The organism is Pseudomonas fluorescens (assembly GCF_012974785.1).
GTDB classification, from domain to species: Bacteria; Pseudomonadota; Gammaproteobacteria; order Pseudomonadales; family Pseudomonadaceae; genus Aquipseudomonas; species Aquipseudomonas fluorescens_BT.
In genome coordinates this window covers 5,824,567-5,847,749 of record NZ_CP027561.1, presented here as the reverse complement: position 1 = coordinate 5,847,749, position 23,183 = coordinate 5,824,567, and the positions used below count along the sequence as shown (strand labels likewise).

Sequence of the window (23,183 nt, the reverse complement as noted above, 5' to 3'; positions counted from 1 at the left end):
GGTCCAGCTCTATATTACGGTTATTTCGCAGTTATGGTTTAATGATGCTACTACAACTTTTCCGGCGATATTGGTTTGTGCGTAGCTGAATCTATATATGCCGCTTGGCATTCCATTATTTTTTATGTTTTCTATAGGGAAGGATGTTATGAGTCTGCCTTTGTTATCTTTTATTTCTCTGTTTTCGAAATTTTCATCAACGACGTCGCAGCAGAAGATGAAAGATTTGGAGCTGTTCTTGAAGTAGGTTCGAATGGTATCTCCCCTTCTTGTGTTTATATGGAGAGGTATAGTAGTTCTTAAAAAAGCAATGCCGTTTTCTGTACCCGTTTCAAGGTATGGGGCAGGGGCGACTGTAGCATTGGTAACGACGGTGGTCGGTAGCGGTAAATTGATGACCGGGCCACTTGCAGGTATAGAGCCCTGTGGTGTTACTGATGTGATTGTGGTTGGCATTGTATGGCTCTCCAATAGGTTGTGAGCCAATGATTTAGAATTGTGGAGTTAATAGCAACTGTCATATTTGACAGTTTTTTATGGTTTTTCGCTAGTTGGTTGATTTCAATTGGTTCTTAAGAGATTAAAATTTTCAATTTCAACATTCGCTAGTTTCTCTTTGTGATTTCCTATTCGACTTCTTTGCCGCCTCTACAAAGAAACCCGGCGTTGACGGGTTTCTTCGTCGTAGCTCTGCTTGAGTCAGTCGCCGATTACATTTTTGGCTCCACGTTATCCAGCGCCTGATTCACCGCCAGTTCCCCGAGCATCACCACCTGCGCGATACCCAGCGCGGTTTTGCGGTGGGATGCCGGCAGTATTGCGGCGAAGTTGTTGAGCATTTCGCTGGCGCAGCCGAGGGTTTCGCTGGCGTTGACCAGCAGGGATTCAGTGCTGTAGGCGGGGTTGGCGAAGTACATGCGGTCGGGTTCATTGGCTGTGGCCATGATGCGGGCGCCAGGGCAGAGGTAGTGGTCGAGGGCGCGTTCGGCGGCTTCGTTGAGTTTTTTGGGGTCGAGGGAATCGTAGGGGGAGGCCGGGTCTGTGACCGGCGGATGAGGGGTCGATTGAATCATGTTTCGTCTCCGGGAAATGAAGCCGGCACCGGATCGCTACTAAACGATGGGGTGGCAGCTGAACGCAGGTTAGTAGACCGGGGAGACGCGAACCGGCGCGCCCGAAAGCGCCCTGCGTACAGCTACCATCGAGCGCAGATATCGAGATATCTCACTTTCTGGAGTGCAAATACGCCTCGCGAACCCTCGGGCTACTAAACCCGATCACTGCGAATCAGTGACCCGAATCAAGTTACCGACGGCCCTCCAGGCGCACAAGCCGGCGGATTCTGGCGTACCGGTAGGCAGCGACGCAAGACGTTGTAGGCTTCGGGAAGTTACGCGGGGCTGGTTTAAACATGACCGTTTAATGCAGGTGCTGCTACTGGCGCCATCGCTGGAAAGTCGAATCGACGCACCGCAGCTCCCACAGGTTACTTGTCGTGGTCAATGTCCAGTTTTGAGAACGTCACCTGCCCACCCTCGCTGGTGTACCCGGTGTTGTCCTGCACATACACGCCCGCCTTGAAATACAACGGTTTGTTGCGCCACGTCGCGCTGATCTGCGAGTCCCACTGATACCCCGCCGCACTGATACCCAGCGCACCACCGGGGCTCAGGTGAATCAGGTAATTGAACTCGCGATCGAGTTTGATTCCGGTCGCCAGGGTAATCACCCGGCTTTCGTCATCATCCGGATGCATCCGCACCTTGATCACCAGGTTGCCGGAGTCCAGTTTGCTCTTGTACTGATACTCAAGCTTCACCAGCGGTTTCTGACTTTCATACGCATGAATCTGCCCGATGACGATCTTGCCCGAGCTGGGCACCTTGTTGACCGAAAGGGTCGCGCGCAGCAGGTTGTCGGCGTCCGGGTAATACCAGTTGCGCAGCGTTCCGTTGCTGTAGGTCTCGCGCAGTTCGGTGCGCGGGTAGATGGCGTTTTCGGTTTTCGAGCCGGTCACCGGGGACCAGAAGAACAGGGTGCCGGTGTCGGAATGGAAGTACTGATCCTTGAAGCCGTTCACCAGTTTGGAGGTTTCGACGGTGTAGGGCGGGCTGCCAACGGGAACGCTGAGGTTCCAGGTTGCGAGGTCGATCATGTCGGTTCTTCCACTCTATTTCTCTTGCACGCGCGTGCCAGAAGCTCTAGCCCGCGCCTCTTGGGGGCGGCCTTTATAAGCGTAGAGGGATTTTTTGTTAACGGCCGTCTGGCGGATGATTGGCGTCAACATCCTGTCGAAATGCCATGTTTCCCGGTTTTCGGGGGCTGCAGCGATGACCGTTAGTCGGCTACTCACCGGTTTGGTTAAATGATGGCCTGATGACAGCTACTGCTTTTTCGGATCCAGGACTAGAGTGAAGGCTCAGTAACTGTACGGTTTTCACGAGAACCGGCCGCGTCCCGATTGGATGTCCCGACAAGAGAAGCAGCATGGAATGCGCGCAACCCACGCCAGGTGAAGGCAGCTCAGTCCTTTTGATCGTTGATGATTACCCTGAAAATCTGATCAGCATGCGCGCGTTGCTGCAGCGCCAGGACTGGCAGGTCATGACCGCGGCTTCCGGCTTCGAAGCCCTCAGCCTGTTGCTCGAACACGACGTCGATCTGGTGCTGCTGGATGTACAGATGCCGGGCATGGACGGTTTCGAAGTCGCACGCCTGATGCGTGGCAGCCAGCGCACGCGGCTGACGCCGATCATATTCCTCACCGCCAACGAACAGTCCCAGGACGCCGTGATCAAGGGCTATGCCAGCGGTGCGGTGGATTACCTGTTCAAACCCTTCGACCCACAGATTCTAAAGCCCAAGGTCCAGGCGTTGCTGGAGCACCAGCGCAACCGCCGGGCGTTGCAGCGCCTGAGCCAGGATCTGGAATCGGCGCGGGCCTTCAATGCGTCGGTGCTGGATAACGCCGCCGAAGGCATTCTGGTGCTGGCCGAGGATGGTTTGATCCGTTTCGCCAACCCGGCGATTTCCCGGTTGCTCAATGCGCCGGTGAAGGAGCTGGAAGGGCAGGAGTTTCTCGATTTCCTGCAGAAACCGCACATTCCGCTGTGGGCCGATTCCGAGTTCTACGCCAGTTACAAACGCGGTGAGACGCTGCGTTTACACGACGCCTTGCTGCGCACCGCGCCGGGCCAGCAAGTGCCTGTGGCCCTGTCCTGCGCGCCGCTGCCGAGTGAACAGCACGCGATGGTGGTGACGGTGCTGGACATGTCGGTGGTGCGTCACCTGCATCAACAGCTCGAATTCCAGGCCGTCACCGATCCGCTGACCGGGTTGCTCAACCGCCGGGGTTTCTACCAGACCGTGGAAAACCTGCTGCTGCGCGGCGAACGCACGGACAGCAGTTGGGTGCTGATGTACCTCGATCTCGACGGCTTCAAAAGGGTTAACGATTCCCTCGGCCATGATGCCGGGGACCGAGTGTTGCGCTGGGTCTCCGAACAATTGAAAGCCTGCCTGCGGCCGTTCGATATTCTGGCGCGGATGGGCGGCGATGAGTTCACCGCGCTGCTGGATCTGGAGTTTCCCGAGCAGGCGGCGAAGATTGCCGAGAAACTCATCGAGCGGGTGTCGATCTGTCAGCAGATTGAAGGGCTGGATATCGCTCTGGGTGCGAGCATTGGCATCGCCACGTATCCGGACTGCGGCAACAACCTCGACGGCTTGATGCGTGCTTCGGACATCGCCATGTACGAAGCCAAGCGCGCCGGGCGTCAGCAATATCGCTTCTACGATCACGAAATGAACGGCCGCGCCCGCTCGCGGCTGATGCTGGAAGAGAGTGTGCGAACCGCTATCGAGAACCGTGATTTCAATCTGGTCTATCAACCGCAGGTGGCGGTGGGTGACGGCAGAATTCGCGGTTTCGAGGCGTTGCTGCGCTGGCAGCATCCGAGTGTCGGCGATGTGCCGCCGGGGCTGTTCCTGCCGTTGCTGGAAGAGGCGACGCTGATCAGCCGGCTCGGCAGCTGGATCTATCATCGCAGTGCCGGACAACGTAAGGCCTGGGAGGCTGAATTCTCCAAGGATCTGGTCATCGGCGTCAGCCTGAGCAACACCCAGTTCGGCCTGCCGAATCTGGTGACCGAATTGCGTCAGGTGCTGGAACGCCATGGATTGCAGCCACGCCAGATGGAAGTGGAAGTGACCGAAGAGGCGCTGACGGTCAATCCTGACGAGACCCGCAAGCAGCTGAAGTTGCTGCGCAATCTCGGGGTGCGGGTGGCGCTGGACGATTTCGGCTCCGGCTCCTGTTCGGTTTCGCATTTGCGGGATCTGGAGCTGGATACGCTCAAGCTCGATCGCCACTTGATCGCCCGATTGCCCCACTCGACCCGGGACGCTTCGCTGGTACGCAACGTCATTGCGCTGAGCAAGGAGTACGGGTTGCTGGTGATTGCCGAAGGCGTTGAAACCATCGAGCAATACCAATGGCTGCAAGCTCATGGTTGCGAGTACGTGCAAGGATTCCTGGTGGCGCGGCCGTTGGTCGCCGAGGACGCCACGCGCTTTGCCGAGCCCTTCGACTGGAGCGCGCTGGCCGGTTGAATTCGCTACACTGGCGGCCTTTTCATGACCCGTGCCGCCCATGACTGCGTTGAAATACCTCCAGGCCTATCCCGCGCAATTGCAGGATCAGGTGCGCCAATTGATTGCCGAGGATCGCCTCGGTGATTACCTGAGCCAACGCTATCCGGGCCGCCACGATGTGCAGAGCGACAAAGCCTTGTACGGCTACGCGCTGGACCTGAAACAGGAATACCTGCGCAACGCCCCTGCCATCGACAAGGTCCTGTTCGACAACCGCCTCGACCTGACCCACCGCGCCCTCGGCCTGCACACCACGGTCTCGCGGGTGCAGGGCGGCAAGCTCAAGGCCAAGAAAGAGATTCGTATCGCCTCGCTGTTCAAGGAGGCCGCGCCTGAGTTTTTGAAGATGATCGTCGTGCACGAACTGGCGCACTTCAAGGAGTCGGATCACAACAAGGCGTTCTATAAATTATGTGAGCACATGCTGCCGGGCTATCACCAGATCGAGTTCGATCTGCGGGTGTACCTGACGTGGCGGGACATGCAATAAAAAATCAAAAAAACGGAGTGCATGCATGGACGTGAGCAAGACCAAGAGCAGTTTCTACCGGCGCTTGTACGTGGCGTACCTGATCGACAGCGGCCTGGCCAGCAGCGTGCCGGCGCTGACCGAGGTCACCGGCATGCCCCGGCGCACGGCGCAGGACACCATTGCGGCGCTGGCGGATCTGGATATCGTCTGCGAGTTCGAACAGGAAGAAGGCGCGCGCAATCATGCGGGGCGCTATCGGATTCGCGAGTGGGGGGCGATTGACCGGGGGTGGATCGAGCGGAATTTGCGGCAGATAAAAGCGGTGCTTGAGTATCCCTAAGTCTTGCAGTGCTTTGGCTGGCGCCATCGCGAGCAGGCTCGCTCCCACAAAAGACACGATTCCTTCAGTCGGAATGCAATCAAATGTGGGAGCGAGCCTGCTCGCGATGGGGACTTCAGGAACGCCGCATCCCGATGTGCGGAATGTCATCCTCCAGATACTCCTCACCCGCCACGACAAACCCGTACCGACCGTAATACCCCTGCAAATGCGCCTGGGCCGACAGATAGATCGGCACTTCAGGCCAACGCTTCTCGGCCTGTTTCAGCGCCTGTTCCATCATTTGATGGCCCAACCCCTTGCCACGCCCGGCCGGCGCTGTCAGTACGCGGCCGATCACCACGTCGCCACCCTGGGATTCCGGGTCCAGCAGGCGCAGGTACGCCACCAACTGATCACCTTCCCAACCCATCAAATGGCAGGTGTCGCCGTCCAGATCCTGACCGTCCGGATCCAGATACGCGCAGCGCTGTTCGACCACGAACACCTCCGAGCGCAATTTCAAAATGGCGTACAGCTGCTCCAGTCCCAGATCGCTGTGATGTTTGCAGACCCACTCGATTGTCATCTTTCGATTCCTTGAACTACGTCGCCCGATACTAAGCGCAGCGTCGAAATATGTCTGTATGGCTGAGAAATCTGTGACAAAGGCCAAAATGCCATCATTCCCTTCTGGCGGCATCGACATCTTTGTGTAATCTGCTGGGAAGCGCTGTGCAATGGCTTCAATGAGCTAATGTTAGGGCCTGGGATTCGCCGGTAAGGGGCCTTGGGGTTTTGACTGAAAACACGCCGGGCAGCCCGCCCGCTAAGGATTTTCAAGCATGCCGCGATTGCATCGAGCGTTCGCTTTGATCGGATTGCTGTTGCTGGCTCAAAGTGCTGCAGCGGAGAAACTGCGTCTGGTGTTCGACGTCTGGCCGCCCTTTACCGATGACACGCTGGTCAACGGTGGTCTGGCCACAGACATCGTCAGCACGGCCCTGGCCCGGGCCGGCTATGCCAGCGATTACGAACAGGTGCCGTGGGCGCGGGCGCTGCTCGGGGTTGGCGAGGGGCGTTACGACGTGCTGGTCAACGCCTGGTACAACGACGAGCGCAGGAAGCTGGGACAGTTTTCTGACGAGTACCTGCTCAACCGCGTGCGTTTCCTCAAACGCAAAGACACGCCCATCGAATACAACAACCTGCAGGAACTGCACACCTATCCGATTGCGGTGGTGCGCGGTTATGCCTATTCGGCGTCGTTCGATGCCGACACCGCGTTGCAGAAAGTCCCTGTGCATAACTTCGCCATGGCCGTGCGCATGCTGGCGGCGGATCGGGTCAAGCTGACCCTGGAAGATGAATACGTCGCCCGTTATTACCTGGCCCGTGAATCACCGAAAGTGCGCAACGCGGTGGAGTTTCTGCCCAAGCCGCTGAGCGAAAACAGCCTGCACATTCTGGTCAGCCTGAAGAACCCGGAGCACGAGCAGATCGTGGCCGGGTTCGACAAGGCGATTGCGGCGATGAAGGCTGATGGCAGCTATGACAAGCTGCTCAGGCAGCATGGGATGTAAGGGGCTGATCCAGAATTTGCGGTGTGATTGATTGCCTCATCGCCAGCAGGCTGGCTCCCACAGTGGGAATGCATTCCAGAGCCAAGAGTGGGAGCCAGCCTGCTGGCGATGGCGCCTTGGCAGTCGCCGCCTGACTCAATCCTCACTGGTGTCTTTGATCAGGTGCGCCGCCAGCGTACGCAACGGGCCGAGCTGACGGCAGATCAGCGCCAGCTGTGTCTGCACCAGTCGCTGGCCTTCATCGATTTCGTCCGGCATCTGCTCCAGCTCGTTGGCCAGCGCTTCTTCCTCATCGCTCTGGATCGCAATCGGTTGTTTGCTCGCCAGACCCTGGGCGATCTCGTCAATGCTGCTGGCCAGTTTCACCCCGGCCCCATCGATCAGGTGCTCACGCACGTCGGCCGGCAACTGGGTTTCCCGGTGCGCGCCAAGGCCCGACAGATAACTGAGCAGCGTGTGCGACAGCACCAGGAAGCGGAAGCCGACGTCGGCTTCCTTTCGGAAATGCCCCGGCTCCATCAGCATGTTCGCCAGCGTGGTCGACAGTGCCGCGTCGGCGTTGTGCGCGTTGCGTCGGGCGAGGCGATAGGCGAGGTCGTCGCTCTTGCCGGCAGCGTATTGCTGCATGATCTGGCGCAGGTAGATGCTGTTGCAGGTCAGGGTGTTGGCCAGCACTTTGTTCAGGCGCCGACCCTGCCAGTCCGGCAGGAACAGGATCACCGTCAGGCCTGCGATCAGGCTGCCGAGCAGGGTATCGAACAGGCGCGGCACGAACAGCCCGTAGCCGTCGCCGACCTGGTTGAAGCAGAACAGCACCATGATTGTGATCGCGGCGGTCGCTACGGTGTAGCGGGTGGTGCGGTTGGTAAAGAACACCACGCCGGCGGCGATGGCGAAGCACGACTGCACCAGCGGGCTCGGGAACAGATCGAACAACGCCCAGGCGATGGTCAGGCCGATGGCGGTGCCGAGAATCCGCTGGCCGAGTTTGCGCCGGGTGGCGCCGTAGTTCGGCTGGCAGACGAACAGCGTGGTGAGGATGATCCAGTAACCCTGCGACGGGTGAATCAGATGCACCATGCCGTAACCGATGCTCAGCGCCAGCGGCAGGCGCAGGGCATGGCGAAACAGCAATGACGTTGGCGTCAGCTGGGTGCGCAGACGAGTCAGGACATCCTTGAAGTTGCGTGGCGAGCGGTCGAGCAGGCTGCTGTCGGTGGCATCGGCCAATGCGTCGGGGTTGCTGGCATCGCTGAGCAAACGGTCGAGGGTGCCGAGGTTGGCCGCCAGCGCCCGCAGCGAACGCAGCAACCCGCGCCAGGCCGGGTTGCTCTGGATGCGCAGGTGTTCGAGGGAGGCGTGCAGGTCGCTCAGGGCCTCGGCGAAACTCGCGTCGTAGATGAACGGCTGGCGCATCTGGATCGATTCGGCCAGCGCCCGGCAGGCCTTGCCTTGCTGGCGCAGCAGGCGTTGGCAGCGGAACAGCACGTCGCTGTGGAAAAAAGCATCGGCCAGGGCGTTGTAAGGGTAGTGCGAAGAACTGGCGCGTTCGTGGATGTCTTGCGCCAGGAAGTACAGCTTCAGGTAGCGGCTGACTTTCGAGCCGGGGCGCCCGTTGCCGACCCGATGGAGAATGATTTCCTTGGCGCTGTTCAGTGCCGCCACGACGCGGCCGTTTTGTTGGGCCAGTTCCAGTCGACGCGCTTCGACGTCCAGCTGACGGATCGGCTCGAACAGCGAGGCTTTGAGCTTCAGGTAATAACCCAGCTCACGGAACAGCCGCGCCAGGCTCTGCTGCACCGGTTGATTGGAAAACATCGCCTGCCACAACACTGACAGCAAGCCGTACCACGCGGCGCCGGCCACCAGCAGCATCGGTTCGTGCCAGAAATCCGTGACCGCGCCACCGCGCTGGTCCACGCCGATCATGGTGTAGACGGAGAGAATCAGGGTCGCCGAAGCAATCGCGCCATAACGCTCGCCAAGCGCGCCGAGCATGGTCAGCCCGAAACTGGCCAGTGCCAGGGCGATGACGAAAACGATGGGGTAGGGGAACAGCAATTCCACCGACAGCGCTGCAACGCTGAAACACACCAGCGTCACCGCCAGTGCGTTGAGGCGGCCCTGCCAACTGTCGTCGGTCTCGGCCAGGGCGCTGGCGATGATCCCGAGGAACAGCGGGATCAGCAGCCCCATTTCATCCTGATACCAACACAGCGCCATGCTGCCGGTCAGGGCGATGAACACCCGCACGCTGTAGCTGAATTTATCCAGCGCCCACAGGCGCCGCAAAGACTGACGAAACGAGGTCGAGGACATGAAGTGCGAAGGCCTTCCGAGGCGATGCCGCTAAATTGAGCCAGTAATGACGCCGACGCAATGGCGCCGATCACATCTGGCAGCAAAAAGTGTTCCCTACAGCTTCACCGATAACAAATGTGGGAGCAGGCTCGGTCCCACAGTTTGATATTCGTCAGACGTATTGCGCGGCTGCGTAACCCGAGGCCCAGGCCCACTGGAAGTTGAAACCGCCCAGATGCCCGGTGACGTCGAGCACTTCGCCGACGAAGTAGAGGCCCGGGCTTTTCAGCGACTCCATGGTCTTGGACGACACTTCGCGGGTGTCGACGCCACCAAGGGTGACTTCGGCGGTGCGGTAGCCTTCGGTGCCGGCCGGCACGACTTTCCAGCTGCCGAGCTTCTCGGCGATGTCTGCCAGTTCGGCGTGGGTGTACTGCTTCATCGGTTTGGAGACGAACCAGTTGTCCGCCAGCAGGTTGGCCATCTTCTTGGTGAAGATTTCGCCGAGCAGGGTTTTCAGTTCGCTGTTCGGACGCTCGGCAGTTTGCTGTTGCAGCCAGCTCGCGGCGTCGTGATCGGGCAGCAGGTTGATCTCGACCGTGTCGCCCGGCTCCCAGAACGAGGAAATCTGCAGAATCGCCGGGCCGCTGAGACCGCGGTGAGTGAACAGGATGTTCTCGCGAAAGCTCTGATCGTTGCAGCTCACCAGACAGTCCACCGATGTACCCGACAGTTCGGTGCATAAATCCTTGAGCTGATCGGTGATGGTGAACGGCACCAGGCCGGCGCGGGTCGGCAGCAGGTCGTGGCCGAATTGCTTGGCGACCTGGTAACCGAAACCGGTCGCGCCCAGCGTCGGGATCGACAGACCGCCGGTGGCGATCACCAGCGACTGGCACTGGATCTGGCCGAGGGTGGTGTCGAGCAGGTAACCGCCCTCGACCTTTTCGATGGTCTGGATCGAAGTGTCCAGGTGCAGGTTGACGCCGACCTGATCGCACTCGTCCAGCAGCATGCCGAGGATGTCGCTGGATTTGTTATCGCAGAACAACTGGCCGAGTTTTTTCTCGTGATACGGCACGCCGTGTTTGGCGACCATGCCGATGAAATCCCACTGGGTGTAGCGGGCCAGTGCGGATTTGCAGAAGTGCGGATTCTGCGAGAGGAAATTGCTCGGCTCGGTGTACAGGTTGGTGAAGTTGCAGCGCCCACCGCCGGACATCAGGATTTTCTTGCCGGCCTTGTTCGCGTGGTCGAGCAGCATCACCTGACGCCCGCGCCCGGCGGCGGTCAGTGCACACATCAACCCTGCGGCGCCAGCGCCAATGATCACGACTTCGGTAGAGCGCAAAACGGTGTCCTCACACAAAATTCAAATTCACCGGAAACCAATGTGGGAGCGAGCCTGCTCGCGATAGCGGTGTGTCAGTCACAAAGATATCAACTGACAGATTGCAATCGCGAGCAGGCTCGCTCCCACAGGGGCGTGCGTTGTTCTTACAAGACGCGAACGCGCAGCGAACGGCCCTTGATCTTGCCGTTGTTCAAACGCTGCAGCGCCTGCATGACCACGGTGCGTTCAACGGCCACATAGGACTGGAAGTCGAAGATCGCGATCTTGCCGACCTGGGCGCCCGGAATGCCGGCTTCGCCTGTCAGTGCGCCGAGAATGTCGCCCGGACGCACCTTGTCCTTGCGCCCGCCAGCGATGCACAGCGTGCTCATCGGCGGTTGCAGCGGGGCACCGCCCTGGGACTTGAGGTTGTCCACCTGATCCCAGTTCAGCGGGGTTTTCTGCAGTTGTTCGATGGCCTGGGCGCGGTGCGCTTCGGACGGCGCCACCAGGCTGACCGCGATGCCTTTCTCGCCGGCACGACCGGTACGGCCGACGCGGTGAATGTGGATTTCCGAGTCGCGGGCCAGTTCGACGTTGATCACCATGTCCAGCGAGTCGATGTCCAGGCCGCGTGCGGCAACGTCAGTGGCAACCAGTACCGAAGTGCTGCGGTTGGCAAACATCGCCAGTACCTGGTCGCGGTCACGCTGTTCCAGATCGCCGTGCAGGCCGACGGCGGAAATGCCCTTGGAGGTCAGGTGATCGACGGTTTCCTGCACTTGCTGCTTGGTGAAGCAGAAGGCCACGGTGGAGGCCGGGCGGAAGTGGTGCAGGACCTTGGTCACCGCACTCATGCGCTCTTCCGGGGAAATTTCGTAGAAGCGCTGTTCGATCTGGGTGTCGTCGTGGAACGCTTCGGCTTTCACCGTTTGCGGATCGCGCATGAACTTCGACGCCAGTTGCTTGATGCCCACCGGGTAGGTCGCCGAGAACAGCAGGGTCTGACGACGGGCCGGGGTCTGCTCGATGATGTCTTCGATGGCGTCGTAGAAACCCATGTCGAGCATGCGGTCGGCTTCGTCGAGGATCAGCGTGTTCAGGCCGTCGAGGACCAGCGAACCCTTGCGCAGGTGCTGCTGGATACGCCCCGGGGTGCCGACGATGATGTGCGCGCCGTGCTCCAGCGAGGCGATCTGCGGGCCGAACGACACGCCACCGCACAGGGTCAGGACCTTGATGTTGTCTTCGGCGCGGGCCAGGCGACGGATTTCCTTGGCGACCTGGTCGGCCAGCTCGCGGGTCGGGCAGATGACCAGCGCCTGGCAACCGAAGTAGCGCGGATTGATCGGGTTCAGCAGGCCGATGCCGAACGCGGCAGTCTTGCCGCTGCCGGTCTTGGCCTGGGCGATCAGGTCCATCCCCTTGAGGATCACCGGCAAGCTCTGCGCCTGGATCGGCGTCATCTGGGCATAACCGAGGGAGTCGAGGTTAGCCAGCATGGCGGCGGACAGCGGCAAAGTATTAAAAGCGGTGGCGATGGTGGTCACGGGACTGGCCTGCAAAACAAAATGTCGCGCAGTGTAGCAGCCCCGTGCCACTTTCCTCGAAAGTTCTGGACGAACAGCGATTAATGTTCGATGTGTTCGTCCGGATGTTCATCGCGACGTTTGACGCGCCGGCCGTCCTCTTTCGAGAGTTGCGAGAAGATCGTCGCGGCCAGCATGGCCATGACACCCACCGTCACGAATGTCAGCTGGAATGCGCCCAGCACGGTTTCCACGCCATCATTACCGATTTCCGCCGTGAAGCCGCCGAGCAAGGCACCGGCGCAGGCCACCCCGAGACTCAGCGACAGCTGTGCGACCACCGACAGCAGACTGTTGCCGCTGCTGGCGCTGGCATCGTCGAGATCGATCAGGGTCACGGTGTTCATCGCGGTGAATTGCAGCGAGTTGATCGCGCCGAGAATCGCCAGCAGGCACAACAACAGCCAGTACGGTGTCTGCTCGCTGACTAGGCCCATGCTCGCCAGCATGATCCCCAACGCCAGCGTGTTGCCGGTGAGTACGATGCGGTAACCGAGGCGTTCGATCAGCGGTCGCGCCATCCACTTGGCAAACATCGCGGCCGCCGCCAGCGGCAGCATGCTCATCCCGGCCTGCGACGGTGAATAGCCCAGCGCCACCTGCAGCAGCAGCGGCACCAGAAACGGCAACGCGCCGCTGCCCAGGCGGGCGAACAGGTTGCCGATGATTCCGACCGCAAACGTCCGTGTCTTGAACAGCGAAGGTGCGAACAGCGGATTCTCGATACGTCCGGCACGCAACCAGTACGCCGCCAGACACGCCATGCCACCGAACAGCAGCAACATCACGCGCAAGTGCGGCAGGTGCAATTCGCCAAGCCCTTCCATGGCGATGGTGATCAGAATCATCGCCGCGCCGAACAGCAGGAAACCGAGGCTATCGAAGCGTGTGCGCTCGCTTCCGCGCAGGTCGGGAATGAACTTCCACACCGCATAGCAGCCGATGACGCCGACCGGCAGGTTGATCAGAAAAATCCAGTGCCATGTCAGGTACTGCACCATCCAGCCGCCCATGGTCGGGCCGATCAGCGGGCCGAGCAGGCCGGGAATGGTGATGAAGCCCATGATTCGTACGAGTTCGGAACGCGGGTAGGCGCGCAGCACCACCAGGCGTCCGACCGGCAGCATCAGCGCACCACCGAGGCCCTGGATGACCCGGGCGCCGACCAGCATGGTCAGGCTGCTCGACAGGGCGCAGAGCAGCGAGCCGATGCTGAACAGCAGGATCGCGCCGAAGAAGATCTTCTTGGTGCCGAAGCGGTCGGCGATCCAGCCCGAGGCCGGAATCAGCAACGCCACGGTGAGCATGTAGGCGATGACCACACCCTGCATTCGCAGCGGGTCTTCGGCCAGATCCCGAGCCATGGCTGGCAGGGCGGTGTTGAGGATGGTCCCGTCGAGGGACTGCATGAAGAAAGCGATGGCGACGACCCATGGCAACCAGCGGGCGGTGATGGCGTCGAGAGGCGGGCGGTTGGGCATGGAACCTCTTGTGGTGTGGGGCAGTGAGTGATCGTTCCCGCGCAAGGCGCGGGAACGATTTGTATCAGAGGGTCAGGGTCAAACGGCTTACCAGCGCCCCCGGCAACAGCGCCGAGGAGGTATTGCGCTGACTGTAGGTGCTCGCCGACAGCAACAACTCACGCTCGGCGGTCAACGCTTCCAGCTGCGAACCCAGCAGACTGTAGGCGCTGTCGTCGAAACGCATGGTGCTGACCGGCGCCTGAATCTCGCCATTCTCGACCCAGAACGTGGCAAACCGGGTCATGCCGGTCAGTCGCGCCGCCGGTTGATCGGAGAAGTTCAGGTACCACAGGTTGCTGATGTACAAGCCGGTGCCCAATTGTTTGAGGATTTCGGCCTGCGGCAGATCACCAGCGCCCATGTTCAGTGCGCTCGGCGATTCGCCGCCACCGGCACCGTTGGCCGCCAAACCGTATTCGGCAGCACTGCGCGAACCCACCAGTTGCTCGCCGGCCTTGCCTTCGATGATCAACCGCAGGTCACTGCGCGGGTAACCTTCACCAGAGAACGCCGGGCTCAGCGAGCCGCTGATTTTTTCGTCGAGGGACACCAGCGGACTGAACGCCTGATCGCCGGCATACAGTTTCTGCAACGGGCTGCTCTTGCTGGCAATTGACTGGGCGGAGAATCCGCCCCAGCACAACATGCCCATGATTTCTTCCAGCGCTGCCGGCGCCAGATAGGCTCGGTATTGGCCCGGCGGCAAGGTGCGCAACGGTCGACCGAGTAATTCGAGCTGCTCGCGGGCCTGCTGGAAACGTCTGGCGAAACCTTCGCTGCTCCACTCGTGTCCGGCGTAGCTGGCTTTTACCGCTTCGCCGTTCTCGTGGAACAGGCTGAAGTCGAAATTGAAACTGTTGGCCTGATGCCAGCCGAACGCCCCTGAAGAACTGGCGAAGCCACGACTGATCGGACCTGCGGCATAGAAACCGACCAGATCCAGACCTTCGGCAGCCTGAGCGATTTCAGCGACAACCTGCTCGGTGTCCGGCAGCGGATGTTCCTGCACGTTCTGGCTCTGCCAGCCGTTGTGGTTGAGCAGCAGATACGGATCCTGCGGCAGCAGCGGCAGGGTTTCGCGCAGTTGTTGCAGACCTTCGGCGAGACGTTGCAGGTCGGTCGATTGCTCGCCGGACAGGGTGATGTGCAGGTCGGCATGTCGCCCGTCGTCAATCAGTTTCAGGCCGATACCGGCTTGTTGCACTTGCCCGGCCTGACGCACCTTGGCGTGGTTGAAGCGTACGAAGGCCGACGATTCGGCGTCGTAACTCAGGGTGAACTGTTCCGGCTCGCGCACGGCATCGCACAGCCAGTTGACCAGAACCTTGAAGGCCTCGACCTGGCTCTTGGAAATACTCATCAGGCGTCTCCCCCAAACACATCAACATTGCTGAACACGCAGGCCGGTGAAGCGTGGCCGACGCGGATCACCTGGTTCGGTTCGCCCTTGCCGCAGTTCGGCGTGCCCAGCACCCTGGTGGTACCGGCGTTGCCGACCGCGCGCAGGCTCTTCCAGAAGTGCGCGGAAATGCCCCGGTAGTTGGGGTTTTTGACCACGCCCTTGAGTTCGCCGTTTTCAATCAGTTGGCCCCACTCGCAGCCGAACTGGAATTTATTCCGCGCGTCGTCGATCGACCACGAACGGTTGGTGCTCATCAGGATGCCGTTTTCGATGCCGCCGATCAGTTGCTCCAGCGACTGGTCTCCCGGCTCGATGTTGAGGTTGGCCATGCGGTCGATCGGTGGTCGGTTCCAGCCGCAGGCGCGGCTGTTCGCGACGCCGTCCAGGCCCGCGCGGAACTGCGACAGCGCACCGCCCAACGGACGGACCAGCAGACCTTCGCGAATCAGGAATTGCTTGCTCGCCGCTGTGCCGTCGTCATCGTGGCCGTAACTCGCCAGTTCTTCGGGAATGTCCGGATCGAAGGTCACGTTGAGCAGTTTCGAGCCGTATTGCAGGCTTCCGAAATCCGAGGCTTTGACGAAACTGGTGCCGGCGTAATTGCGCTCGTCACCGAGGATACGGTCGAGCTCCAGCGGGTGGCCGATGGATTCGTGGATCTGCAGCATCATCTGGTCGGGCATCAGCAGCAGATCGCGCGGACCTTGCGGCGTATTGGGCGCGAGCAGCAATTGCAGCGCCTGATCGGCGATTTGCGGGCCGGCGCCGATCAGGCCGCAGCGGCTGATCACGTCGGCGCCGCCTTGCTGGCCGAAGTTCTCGCGGCCGAGGCTGCGGGTCTGGCTGTCGCTGCCGTCGTAGGCGGTGACGTCCAGGCTCGGGTAGACGAAGCGCTGGGCCTGGCGCAATTGGGCCCCGGCGCTGCTCAGGTAGATCTGTTCGACGTGGGTAATGCCGATGCTCACTTCCCAATTCACCAGGCGCTCATCCCTTGGCACCGAGGCGGATTCCGCGCCGAGCAGCTCGAAGCATTCGCTCAGGGACGGGAAAGGTTGTTCGAGATTGGGTGAAAAGTAGTCGGCGCGGTCGCTGGAGACCGGCTGCCGGCTCAGGTCGAGCAGGGCGTGGGGCTTGATCCGTCGGGCCTGCTGTTCGGCGCGCTCGAGGGCGGCTTGCAGGCCTTGTTGCGACAGGTCATTGGTCGCGGCGTAGGCTTCGACGCCATTGACGCGGACGGTGAGCATCGCGCCTTCGTCGCGGCTCAGGCTCGGCGGTTCGGCGACATTCTTGCGCACCGACAGGTACTGGCCGGACTCGCGTACATACCGCAAGGAAAAAAACTCGGCGCCCGTGCGCAAGGCAGCGAAGCGCTGCTTGAGCTGGGGGTGGAAATCGAACATCAGGGAACCTCCTTGTTATGGGAGTAGCGGCGCAGCGGATTCGGCGGGAGGGGATGAAGCGATCAGACGAGGACTAGAGTAGGCCTGCGCGGGGGGGAGTATCAAGGGTGGCGCCCGGGAGGGGAAAATATTCTGTGAGTGGCAGTCATCCCGTCAGGCAAAAGGGGCGTGCTTGAGCAAGTGTGTCCAAGGGCCCCTGGCCGGTTCTGCGGTAAAACTTCAGTTATTCAAATAGGCGAATGCAAGTACGTAAATCAGCAGGCTGGCAAAGAAACCCGGCAGAATTTTTCGGGTTCTGGCCACTACGGCAAATGTTCCGACCAAGAGCAGCAGTTTCAGTGCGTCCAGAATCTGAAACTGTTGCACCAGGCTCGGACCGTCGAGCCTGGCAAATGCCGTGTCATAAATGATCACTCCCAACATCGCCTGGGCGCTGTAGCTGACGAAGCGGTAAAAAGAACCGTCGGTGCGCGCCAGCGCCGTGGTGTTTTTGAAAGCAAACGGTAATGCACGAAATGCAAAAGCCGTGATTGCGGCAAAGCCGATCAGTATCCAGAGAGTCATTGCGAAGCCGTTCCTTGGCGAATACGGATATTTTCAATCATTACGAGCATGCCGCCGATCACAAAGGGCGTAATCAGCAAGCTGTAGTCCTTGAAGAGCAACACCAGCAAAGGGGCACCGATGAAGCCCAGCCAGTAGCTGGAGACCTCCATGTAGTGCGGCCAGTGCTTGCCGGCCAGCGCAGTGAACTGAAGTGGCAAGAGCATCGTCATGGCGGCTGCAACGGTCGGTGACGCAAAATCTGCGCCGGCGATAAAGCCGACGTACGTGCAGATGATCGACAAGGCGAAGATGGGGGCGCCTACGCCAACAAAATACGCGAACGGGAAACTCGTCTTGTGCTTGAAGCGCGTTATGCAGGCCGTGAAGATCGAGGGTGTCAGCAGTATCAATGACGCGAGAGTCTTAGGCGTCGACGTCTGCTTGAGGTACGGTGCCAACGTCGCTGAAAGCAAAACGAATCGGGCGTTGAGTGCCAGAATGATCGGGAGCAGTAACCATCCGTCGTTGTAGTTTTGTATGAGTAGAAACTGTAACGGTGTCGAAAAAATCAACAGGGTCGTTGCCATTGTCTGACTCAATGTCAGCGCTTGAGCAGCGCCCACCATTCCGATTGATAAATACAGAAAAATGAACGCGATGCCGAAGGTGATAGCGTCGCGCCCTCCCGCCTTGAGTGTCTGCGCGAAGGTCGAGTCGGATGACGACTGGCAGCCCTTCATCAAGCCGCTCCTCGGACTGCGTGCTTTTCGTCCAGCGAGTAATACTGCTTGCGAGGCCCTTTGCTGCGAAACAACAAGCGTGGCGTAGTGGTCAGCGTCGAAGTTGCGGCTTGCGAGCGAACCTCATCGGCGCTGATATTCAGAGTGGGGCGAGCATGCAATATCTTGTTATTGGCAACGATCAGGAATGTGCCGGTCTGCGCTGTTGAGACATTGCACTTGGCAGTGGGTAGCCCTGCGCGGATCTTGTCCAACACCTCTTGACCGCCGTTGAACGCACGCATTCGCTCGCCGCTGTGAATGTCGATACGGAAATCAAGTGAAAACCGGTAGCCATACAGTTCACTGTATTCAACGACATTTCGAACGCGCTCTTTCGAGCCGCTGACGTTTTTACCTGAAATGAAAATCGCCTGCATGCCAAGTAAGGTTTGAATTTCTTCATCATCAAGTGATAACAGCAAGTCGGCTGGAAAGTAATAGGCGGTCGGCGTGCGAGTCGTGTCCCGACACACCGTGAGTGCAAGATAGTCTACGTCCAGGCTTTCATACAAATCATCTGAATGCGGGGTGATGTCACCGTAACCATTACCCCATTCCCGATACTTTTCAGCGGAGGGTTTCATGTACAACGCTTTATGGTCTTCGTATTCGTACTTGATATCAGTCAAGTGGAACAGGTCGGCCAGCGCCTCATGGACGGTGAGGGCCAATGCAGGGCAGTCGATGCTGAAAATATTTCTGATACACACCGCGGCAATGCCTTTGTGGGTGCCGACCTGGTCAAAGTAGAGGGTGTCTTCTGGGTGGAGATAATTAATGAATAAATTTGTAAGTTGTATTTTTAGGGTGTGCAGGTTTTGATTCTTGTTCTTTTGCCACCACGACTCGATAACGCCGCTTAAATAGCCGAAGTCCAACGTGATGGTTTTTTCTTTAGATAATGCATGCCGAAAGAAGCTGGCGGACATGTTCTCATTTGCGTAGTTGAATGGCATTGTTCTTCCTTGGTTCGTACTTTGGAGGCGCGCATTCTAGTGTGTTTGATCGAGAGGTAAAGTTGGTAAGTATTGCGAGTTTTGTTCGGTCGAAGTTGCACTTTTAAATAGTAGGGAGGGTTAAATAAAAAAACCGCCAGCCTCTGAAAGAGGTGGCGGTTTTTTGTGGCGGCGCCAGTTGGTTGTCAGTGAGCGGCAGGCGTTACATCACGCAGCGCCTTGCCTTTCACCGGCGCATCGCCAGCGACATAGTACGGCGCGTTGCTGCGCGGCAGTGGCTGGCGGCCACGGATCTTGTCGGCGATTTTCTCGGCCATCATGATCGTCGGGGCGTTGAGGTTGCCGGTGGTGATGATCGGCATGATCGAGGCATCGACCACGCGCAGACCCTGCATGCCATGCACGCGGCCCTGACCGTCCACGACCGCCATCTCGTCGGTGCCCATCTTGCACGAGCAGGACGGGTGGAACGCGGTTTCGGCGTGCTCGCGGATGAACTTGTCCAGCTGCTCATCGGTTTGCACTTCGATGCCCGGGCTGATTTCACGGCCACGGAAGGCGTCCAGTGCAGGCTGTTGCATGATCTCACGGGTCAGGCGGATGCCGTCGCGGAACTCCTGCCAGTCCTGCTCGGTGGCCATGTAGTTGAACAGAATGCTCGGGTGCTGGCGCGGATCCTTGGATTTGACCTGGATGCGACCGCGGCTCGGCGAGCGCATGGAACCCATGTGCGCCTGGAAGCCGTGCTCTTTCACACCGTTGCTGCCGTTGTAGTTAATCGCCACGGGCAGGAAGTGATACTGGATGTTCGGCCACTCGAATTCCGGACGGGTACGGATGAAACCGCCGGCTTCGAACTGGTTGCTGGCGCCGATACCGGTGCCATTGAACAGCCACTCGGCACCGATGGCCGGCTGGTTGTACCAGAGCAGCGACGGGTAGAGCGAGACCGGTTGGGTGCAGGCATATTGCAGGTACAGCTCAAGGTGATCCTGCAGGTTTTCGCCAACGCCCGGCAGATCGTGAACGACCGGGATGTCGAGGCTTTCCAGCAGTTTCGCCGGGCCGACGCCGGAGCGTTGCAGCAGTTGCGGCGAAGCGATCGCGCCGGAGCAGACGATGACTTCTTTGCGGGCGCGGGCTTCAACGCGCTCTTCGGCAGCGCCGACCAGATAACGTACGCCAATGGCACGTTTGCCTTCGAACAGAACCTTGTCGGTCAGGGCGTGAGTGACGATGGTCAGGGTCGAACGCTTCTTGGCCACGTCCAGGTAACCACGGGCGGTGGAAGCACGACGACCTTTCGGCGTCACGGTGCGGTCCATCGGGCCGAAGCCTTCCTGCTGGTAGCCGTTCAAGTCTTCGGTGCGCGGGTAACCGGCCTGTACGCCGGCTTCAACCATGGCGTGGAACAGCGGGTTGTTGCCTGCCTTCGGCGTGGTCACGCTGACCGGGCCGTCGCCACCGTGGTAGTCGTTCGGGCCGATGTCGCGCGTTTCCGCTTTACGGAAATACGGCAGGCAGTCGAGGTAAGTCCAGTCTTCCAGGCCTGGTAGTTTTGCCCAGCCGTCGTAGTCCATCGCGTTGCCGCGGATGTAGCACATGCCGTTGATCAGCGAGGAGCCGCCGAGGCCCTTGCCGCGACCGCACTCCATGCGGCGGCCGTCCATGTGTGGCTCCGGATCGGTTTCGTACGCCCAGTTGTAGCGACGACCTTGCAGCGGGAAGGCCAGTGCGGCCGGCATCTGCGTGCGGAAGTCAAAACGGTAGTCCGGGCCGCCCGCTTCGAGCAGCAGGACGGTGACGCCTTCGTCTTCAGTCAGACGGGTCGCCAGGGTGTTACCGGCAGAACCGGCACCCACAATGATGTAATCGAATTCCTGGGACATTGAATGCACCCTCTTTAGATGTGGTCAGATCGGGCCTCGGCGAGTGCTATGCACTCGAATCGCTGGCAAGCCAGCTCCCACAGGGATTGGGAGTTGCCACGGATTTGAAGGACGACCCCAAACCTGTGGGAGCGGGCTTGCCCGCGAAGAGGCCCTCGCAGGCAATACGAGACTCGGGTCTTAGAACACCGAGACGTAATCGCCCAGCTCGACCTGTACCGATTTGATGCGAGTGAAGTTGTTCAGCGAGCTGATGCCGTTCTCACGACCGACACCCGACTGCTTGTAACCGCCAACCGGCATTTTTGCGTCGGACTCGCCCCAGGCGTTGATCCAGCAGATACCGGCTTCCAGTTGGTGAATCACGCGGTGAGCGCGGTTCAGGTCGCGGGTGACGATACCGGCGGCCAGGCCGAAGTCGGTGTCGTTGGCGCGACGGATCACTTCTTCTTCGGTTTCGTAGGTCAGGATCGCCATCACCGGGCCGAAGATTTCTTCACGGACGATGGTCATGTCGTCGGTGCAGTCGGTGAACACGGTTGGTGCCACGAACGCGCCTTTGGCGAATTCGCCGTCGGTCATGCGCTCGCCGCCGCACAGAACGCGGGCACCTTCTTCTTTACCCTTGGCGATGTAGCCCAACACGTTTTCCATGTGCGCGAAGCTGACCAGCGGGCCGAAGTTGGTGTTTTCGTCTTCCGGGTTGCCAACGCGGATGCGGGCAACGCGCTCGACGATCTTGGCTTCGAAAGCGGCTTTCAGGTGGCTTGGCACGAACACGCGAGTGCCGTTGGTGCAGACCTGACCGGAGCTGTAGAAGTTGGCCATCATGGCGGTGTCGGCGGCGCGATCCAGGTCGGCGTCGTCGCAGATGATCAGCGGGGACTTGCCGCCCAGTTCCATGGTCACGTCTTTGAGCGACGAAGCCGAAGCGCTGGCCATGACCTTCTTGCCGGTGTCGGTGCCGCCGGTGAAGGAGATTTTCTCGATGCGCGGGTGCTCGGTCAGCCAGGTGCCGACTTCACGGCCGCTGCCGGTCAGGACGTTGAACACGCCGTTTGGAACGCCGGCTTCGGTGTAGATCTCGGCCAGTTTCAGGGTGGTCAGCGAGGTGACTTCGCTTGGCTTGAAGATCATCGCGTTACCGGCCGCCAGGGCTGGAGCGGATTTCCACAGGGCGATCTGGATCGGGTAGTTCCATGCACCGATACCGGCGACAACGCCCAGCGGCTCGCGACGGGTGTAGACGAAGGAAGTGTCACGCAGCGGGATCTGCTCGCCTTCGATGGCGGGTACCAGGCCTGCGTAGTATTCCAGCACGTCGGCGCCGGTGACGATGTCGACGTATTTGGTTTCGGAGAAGGCTTTACCGGTGTCCAGGGTTTCCAGTGCAGCCAGTTCATCGTTGCGCTCGCGCAGGATGTCGACGGCGCGACGCAGGATGCGCGAACGCTCCATGGCGGTCATCGCGGCCCAGATCTTCTGGCCCTTTTCGGCGCTGACTACAGCACGCTCGACGTCTTCCTTGGTCGCACGTTGCACTTGTGCGAGGACTTCACCGTTAGCCGGGTTGATGGCTTCGAAGGTGGCATCGCTGCCGGCGTCGGAGTACGCGCCATCGATGTAGAGTTTTTGCAGTTCGAAACGGGCCATAGTGTCCTCGCAAGTGCATAAGTGGTTGGCGTTGACCACCGCGATCAGGCTGCGGTGGCGTTCAGGGGCCGAGCGTTTTCTCTGTGCTCTAGCTCACCTGCTTGGCCAATTGGAAATCCATGTATTCGTAAGCGATCTGTTGCGCCTGCGCGGTGTCGAAAGCGTCTCCCGACAGCGCGCCGCGCAACCACAAGCCGTCGATCAGGGCTGCCAGTCCACGGGCGGCGGTGCGCGCATCTTCGAGCGGCAACACACGGCGGAACTCGCAGCACAGGTTGGAATACAGACGGTGATCGTTGATCCGCTGCAACCTGTGCAAAGACGGCTGGTGCATGCTGGTGGCCCAGAAGGCCAGCCAGGTTTTCATTGCCGGGCCATTGACCTGGCTGGCGTCGAAGTTGCCTTCGATGATCACCTGCAGATGCGCCCGGGGGCTGCTGTCTGCCAGCGCCTGACGGCGCGCGGTGACGTTCTCGCTGAGGACGCTCATCAGATACCGCATCGTGGCGGCAATCAGGCCGTTCTTGTCCTGAAAATAGTGACTGATGATGCCATTCGAGACACCGGCCAGACGGGCGATCAGCGCAATGCTGGCGTCCCCCATTCCGACCTGATCGACAGCCTGCAAAGTGGCTTCGATCAGTTGTTGGCGGCGGATGGGTTGCATACCGACCTTGGGCATCTTGCACATCTCCTTAGGCCTTCCGACGGACGACAAACGCCTATCGGATTGAGGGCCAGTCTATTTTGTTTTGATTGAACGTTCAATCAACAAAGAATAA

Annotated in this window: 20 protein-coding genes; 4 read left to right on the top strand and 16 right to left on the bottom strand. The window is 59.8% G+C overall.

The window, feature by feature from the left end:
• Positions 1 to 9 precede the first annotated feature (9 nt).
• The 3 genes from C6Y56_RS26675 to C6Y56_RS26665 form a co-directional block, all read right to left on the bottom strand.
• The gene (locus C6Y56_RS26675) at positions 10 to 456 is read right to left on the bottom strand and encodes a hypothetical protein (protein ID WP_169432256.1); all 447 of its coding nucleotides are present in this window, start codon (positions 454 to 456) and stop codon (positions 10 to 12) included.
• A gap of 254 nt (positions 457 to 710) precedes the next feature.
• On the bottom strand, positions 711 to 1,073 hold the full coding sequence (locus tag C6Y56_RS26670; protein WP_169432255.1) for a DUF6124 family protein: 363 nt from the start codon (positions 1,071 to 1,073) through the stop codon (positions 711 to 713).
• Positions 1,074 to 1,486: 413 nt separating this feature from the next.
• Complete coding sequence (locus C6Y56_RS26665) at positions 1,487 to 2,155, bottom strand: polysaccharide lyase family 7 protein (RefSeq protein WP_169432254.1); 669 nt, start codon at positions 2,153 to 2,155, stop codon at positions 1,487 to 1,489.
• A 332-nt stretch (positions 2,156 to 2,487) separates the two neighbouring features.
• Between C6Y56_RS26665 and C6Y56_RS26660 the strand changes: the two genes are divergently transcribed.
• The 3 genes from C6Y56_RS26660 to C6Y56_RS26650 are packed head-to-tail and all read left to right on the top strand — an operon-like array spanning position 2,488 to position 5,465.
• Complete coding sequence (locus C6Y56_RS26660) at positions 2,488 to 4,611, top strand: putative bifunctional diguanylate cyclase/phosphodiesterase (protein ID WP_169432253.1); 2,124 nt, start codon at positions 2,488 to 2,490, stop codon at positions 4,609 to 4,611.
• 40 nt (positions 4,612 to 4,651) lie between these two features.
• Positions 4,652 to 5,143, top strand: a complete 492-nt coding sequence (locus C6Y56_RS26655; RefSeq protein ID WP_114886018.1) for a M48 metallopeptidase family protein — start codon at positions 4,652 to 4,654, stop codon at positions 5,141 to 5,143.
• Between the two features lie 25 nt (positions 5,144 to 5,168).
• Positions 5,169 to 5,465, top strand: a complete 297-nt coding sequence (locus C6Y56_RS26650; protein WP_007894945.1) for a winged helix-turn-helix domain-containing protein — start codon at positions 5,169 to 5,171, stop codon at positions 5,463 to 5,465.
• A 115-nt stretch (positions 5,466 to 5,580) separates the two neighbouring features.
• Here the strand turns inward: C6Y56_RS26650 and C6Y56_RS26645 are convergent, their stop codons facing one another.
• Positions 5,581 to 6,033 (bottom strand): GNAT family N-acetyltransferase, encoded by a 453-nt coding sequence (locus C6Y56_RS26645; protein WP_169432252.1) that lies wholly within the window; start codon positions 6,031 to 6,033, stop codon positions 5,581 to 5,583.
• Positions 6,034 to 6,289: 256 nt separating this feature from the next.
• On the opposite strand from C6Y56_RS26645, the gene C6Y56_RS26640 reads away from it, so the two are divergent.
• Positions 6,290 to 7,027 carry a substrate-binding periplasmic protein gene (locus C6Y56_RS26640; protein WP_169432251.1) on the top strand — a complete coding sequence of 246 codons (738 nt, stop codon included), beginning with the start codon at positions 6,290 to 6,292 and terminating at the stop codon, positions 7,025 to 7,027.
• Positions 7,028 to 7,162: 135 nt separating this feature from the next.
• On the opposite strand, the gene yccS is transcribed toward C6Y56_RS26640, so the two are convergent.
• From yccS to betI, 12 genes are all read right to left on the bottom strand, one after another.
• Entirely contained in the window at positions 7,163 to 9,346 is a 2,184-nt protein-coding gene (yccS, locus tag C6Y56_RS26635) for a YccS family putative transporter (RefSeq protein WP_169432250.1), read from the bottom strand.
• 154 nt (positions 9,347 to 9,500) lie between these two features.
• Positions 9,501 to 10,679 (bottom strand): NAD(P)/FAD-dependent oxidoreductase, encoded by a 1,179-nt coding sequence (locus C6Y56_RS26630; protein WP_169432249.1) that lies wholly within the window; start codon positions 10,677 to 10,679, stop codon positions 9,501 to 9,503.
• 146 nt (positions 10,680 to 10,825) lie between these two features.
• On the bottom strand, positions 10,826 to 12,211 hold the full coding sequence (dbpA, locus tag C6Y56_RS26625; protein WP_085688634.1) for an ATP-dependent RNA helicase DbpA: 1,386 nt from the start codon (positions 12,209 to 12,211) through the stop codon (positions 10,826 to 10,828).
• Between the two features lie 80 nt (positions 12,212 to 12,291).
• On the bottom strand, positions 12,292 to 13,731 hold the full coding sequence (gene mdtD / locus C6Y56_RS26620; RefSeq protein ID WP_169432248.1) for a multidrug transporter subunit MdtD: 1,440 nt from the start codon (positions 13,729 to 13,731) through the stop codon (positions 12,292 to 12,294).
• 64 nt (positions 13,732 to 13,795) lie between these two features.
• A complete protein-coding gene (locus C6Y56_RS26615) occupies positions 13,796 to 15,133 on the bottom strand; it encodes a TldD/PmbA family protein (RefSeq protein ID WP_169432247.1) in 1,338 nt (445 codons plus the stop codon).
• A complete protein-coding gene (locus C6Y56_RS26610) occupies positions 15,133 to 16,575 on the bottom strand; it encodes a TldD/PmbA family protein (protein WP_169432246.1) in 1,443 nt (480 codons plus the stop codon). The genes C6Y56_RS26615 and C6Y56_RS26610 overlap by 1 nt, the downstream gene beginning before the upstream one ends.
• A 219-nt stretch (positions 16,576 to 16,794) precedes the next feature.
• Positions 16,795 to 17,139, bottom strand: coding sequence for an AzlD domain-containing protein (locus C6Y56_RS26605; RefSeq protein ID WP_169432245.1), 345 nt, complete (start codon positions 17,137 to 17,139; stop codon positions 16,795 to 16,797).
• Positions 17,136 to 17,861, bottom strand: coding sequence for an AzlC family ABC transporter permease (locus tag C6Y56_RS26600; RefSeq protein ID WP_169432244.1), 726 nt, complete (start codon positions 17,859 to 17,861; stop codon positions 17,136 to 17,138). Before C6Y56_RS26600 ends, C6Y56_RS26605 begins: the two co-directional genes overlap by 4 nt.
• The gene (locus C6Y56_RS26595) at positions 17,861 to 18,859 is read right to left on the bottom strand and encodes a hypothetical protein (RefSeq protein WP_108184043.1); all 999 of its coding nucleotides are present in this window, start codon (positions 18,857 to 18,859) and stop codon (positions 17,861 to 17,863) included. The genes C6Y56_RS26600 and C6Y56_RS26595 overlap by 1 nt, the downstream gene beginning before the upstream one ends.
• A gap of 185 nt (positions 18,860 to 19,044) precedes the next feature.
• Positions 19,045 to 20,748, bottom strand: coding sequence for a choline dehydrogenase (gene betA, locus C6Y56_RS26590; RefSeq protein ID WP_169432243.1), 1,704 nt, complete (start codon positions 20,746 to 20,748; stop codon positions 19,045 to 19,047).
• A gap of 180 nt (positions 20,749 to 20,928) precedes the next feature.
• A complete protein-coding gene (gene betB, locus C6Y56_RS26585) occupies positions 20,929 to 22,401 on the bottom strand; it encodes a betaine-aldehyde dehydrogenase (protein ID WP_085688619.1) in 1,473 nt (490 codons plus the stop codon).
• 88 nt (positions 22,402 to 22,489) lie between these two features.
• Positions 22,490 to 23,083: a transcriptional regulator BetI gene (gene betI, locus C6Y56_RS26580; RefSeq protein WP_011336305.1), complete on the bottom strand. Its 594-nt coding sequence runs from the start codon at positions 23,081 to 23,083 to the stop codon at positions 22,490 to 22,492.
• Positions 23,084 to 23,183: the final 100 nt, after the last annotated feature.

What these genes read in the sequence shown, in the direction of transcription:
- C6Y56_RS26675 (WP_169432256.1), bottom strand. Translation starts at nt 456, where the DNA reads ATGCCAACCACAATCACATCAGTAACACCACAGGGCTCTATACCTGCA.
- C6Y56_RS26670 (WP_169432255.1), bottom strand. Translation starts at nt 1,073, where the DNA reads ATGATTCAATCGACCCCTCATCCGCCGGTCACAGACCCGGCCTCCCCC.
- C6Y56_RS26665 (WP_169432254.1), bottom strand. Translation starts at nt 2,155, where the DNA reads ATGATCGACCTCGCAACCTGGAACCTCAGCGTTCCCGTTGGCAGCCCG.
- C6Y56_RS26660 (WP_169432253.1), top strand. Translation starts at nt 2,488, where the DNA reads ATGGAATGCGCGCAACCCACGCCAGGTGAAGGCAGCTCAGTCCTTTTG.
- C6Y56_RS26655 (WP_114886018.1), top strand. Translation starts at nt 4,652, where the DNA reads ATGACTGCGTTGAAATACCTCCAGGCCTATCCCGCGCAATTGCAGGAT.
- C6Y56_RS26650 (WP_007894945.1), top strand. Translation starts at nt 5,169, where the DNA reads ATGGACGTGAGCAAGACCAAGAGCAGTTTCTACCGGCGCTTGTACGTG.
- C6Y56_RS26645 (WP_169432252.1), bottom strand. Translation starts at nt 6,033, where the DNA reads ATGACAATCGAGTGGGTCTGCAAACATCACAGCGATCTGGGACTGGAG.
- C6Y56_RS26640 (WP_169432251.1), top strand. Translation starts at nt 6,290, where the DNA reads ATGCCGCGATTGCATCGAGCGTTCGCTTTGATCGGATTGCTGTTGCTG.
- yccS (WP_169432250.1), bottom strand. Translation starts at nt 9,346, where the DNA reads ATGTCCTCGACCTCGTTTCGTCAGTCTTTGCGGCGCCTGTGGGCGCTG.
- mdtD (WP_169432248.1), bottom strand. Translation starts at nt 13,731, where the DNA reads ATGCCCAACCGCCCGCCTCTCGACGCCATCACCGCCCGCTGGTTGCCA.
- C6Y56_RS26615 (WP_169432247.1), bottom strand. Translation starts at nt 15,133, where the DNA reads ATGAGTATTTCCAAGAGCCAGGTCGAGGCCTTCAAGGTTCTGGTCAAC.
- C6Y56_RS26610 (WP_169432246.1), bottom strand. Translation starts at nt 16,575, where the DNA reads ATGTTCGATTTCCACCCCCAGCTCAAGCAGCGCTTCGCTGCCTTGCGC.
- C6Y56_RS26605 (WP_169432245.1), bottom strand. Translation starts at nt 17,139, where the DNA reads ATGACTCTCTGGATACTGATCGGCTTTGCCGCAATCACGGCTTTTGCA.
- C6Y56_RS26600 (WP_169432244.1), bottom strand. Translation starts at nt 17,861, where the DNA reads ATGAAGGGCTGCCAGTCGTCATCCGACTCGACCTTCGCGCAGACACTC.
- C6Y56_RS26595 (WP_108184043.1), bottom strand. Translation starts at nt 18,859, where the DNA reads ATGCCATTCAACTACGCAAATGAGAACATGTCCGCCAGCTTCTTTCGG.
- betA (WP_169432243.1), bottom strand. Translation starts at nt 20,748, where the DNA reads ATGTCCCAGGAATTCGATTACATCATTGTGGGTGCCGGTTCTGCCGGT.
- betB (WP_085688619.1), bottom strand. Translation starts at nt 22,401, where the DNA reads ATGGCCCGTTTCGAACTGCAAAAACTCTACATCGATGGCGCGTACTCC.
- betI (WP_011336305.1), bottom strand. Translation starts at nt 23,083, where the DNA reads ATGCCCAAGGTCGGTATGCAACCCATCCGCCGCCAACAACTGATCGAA.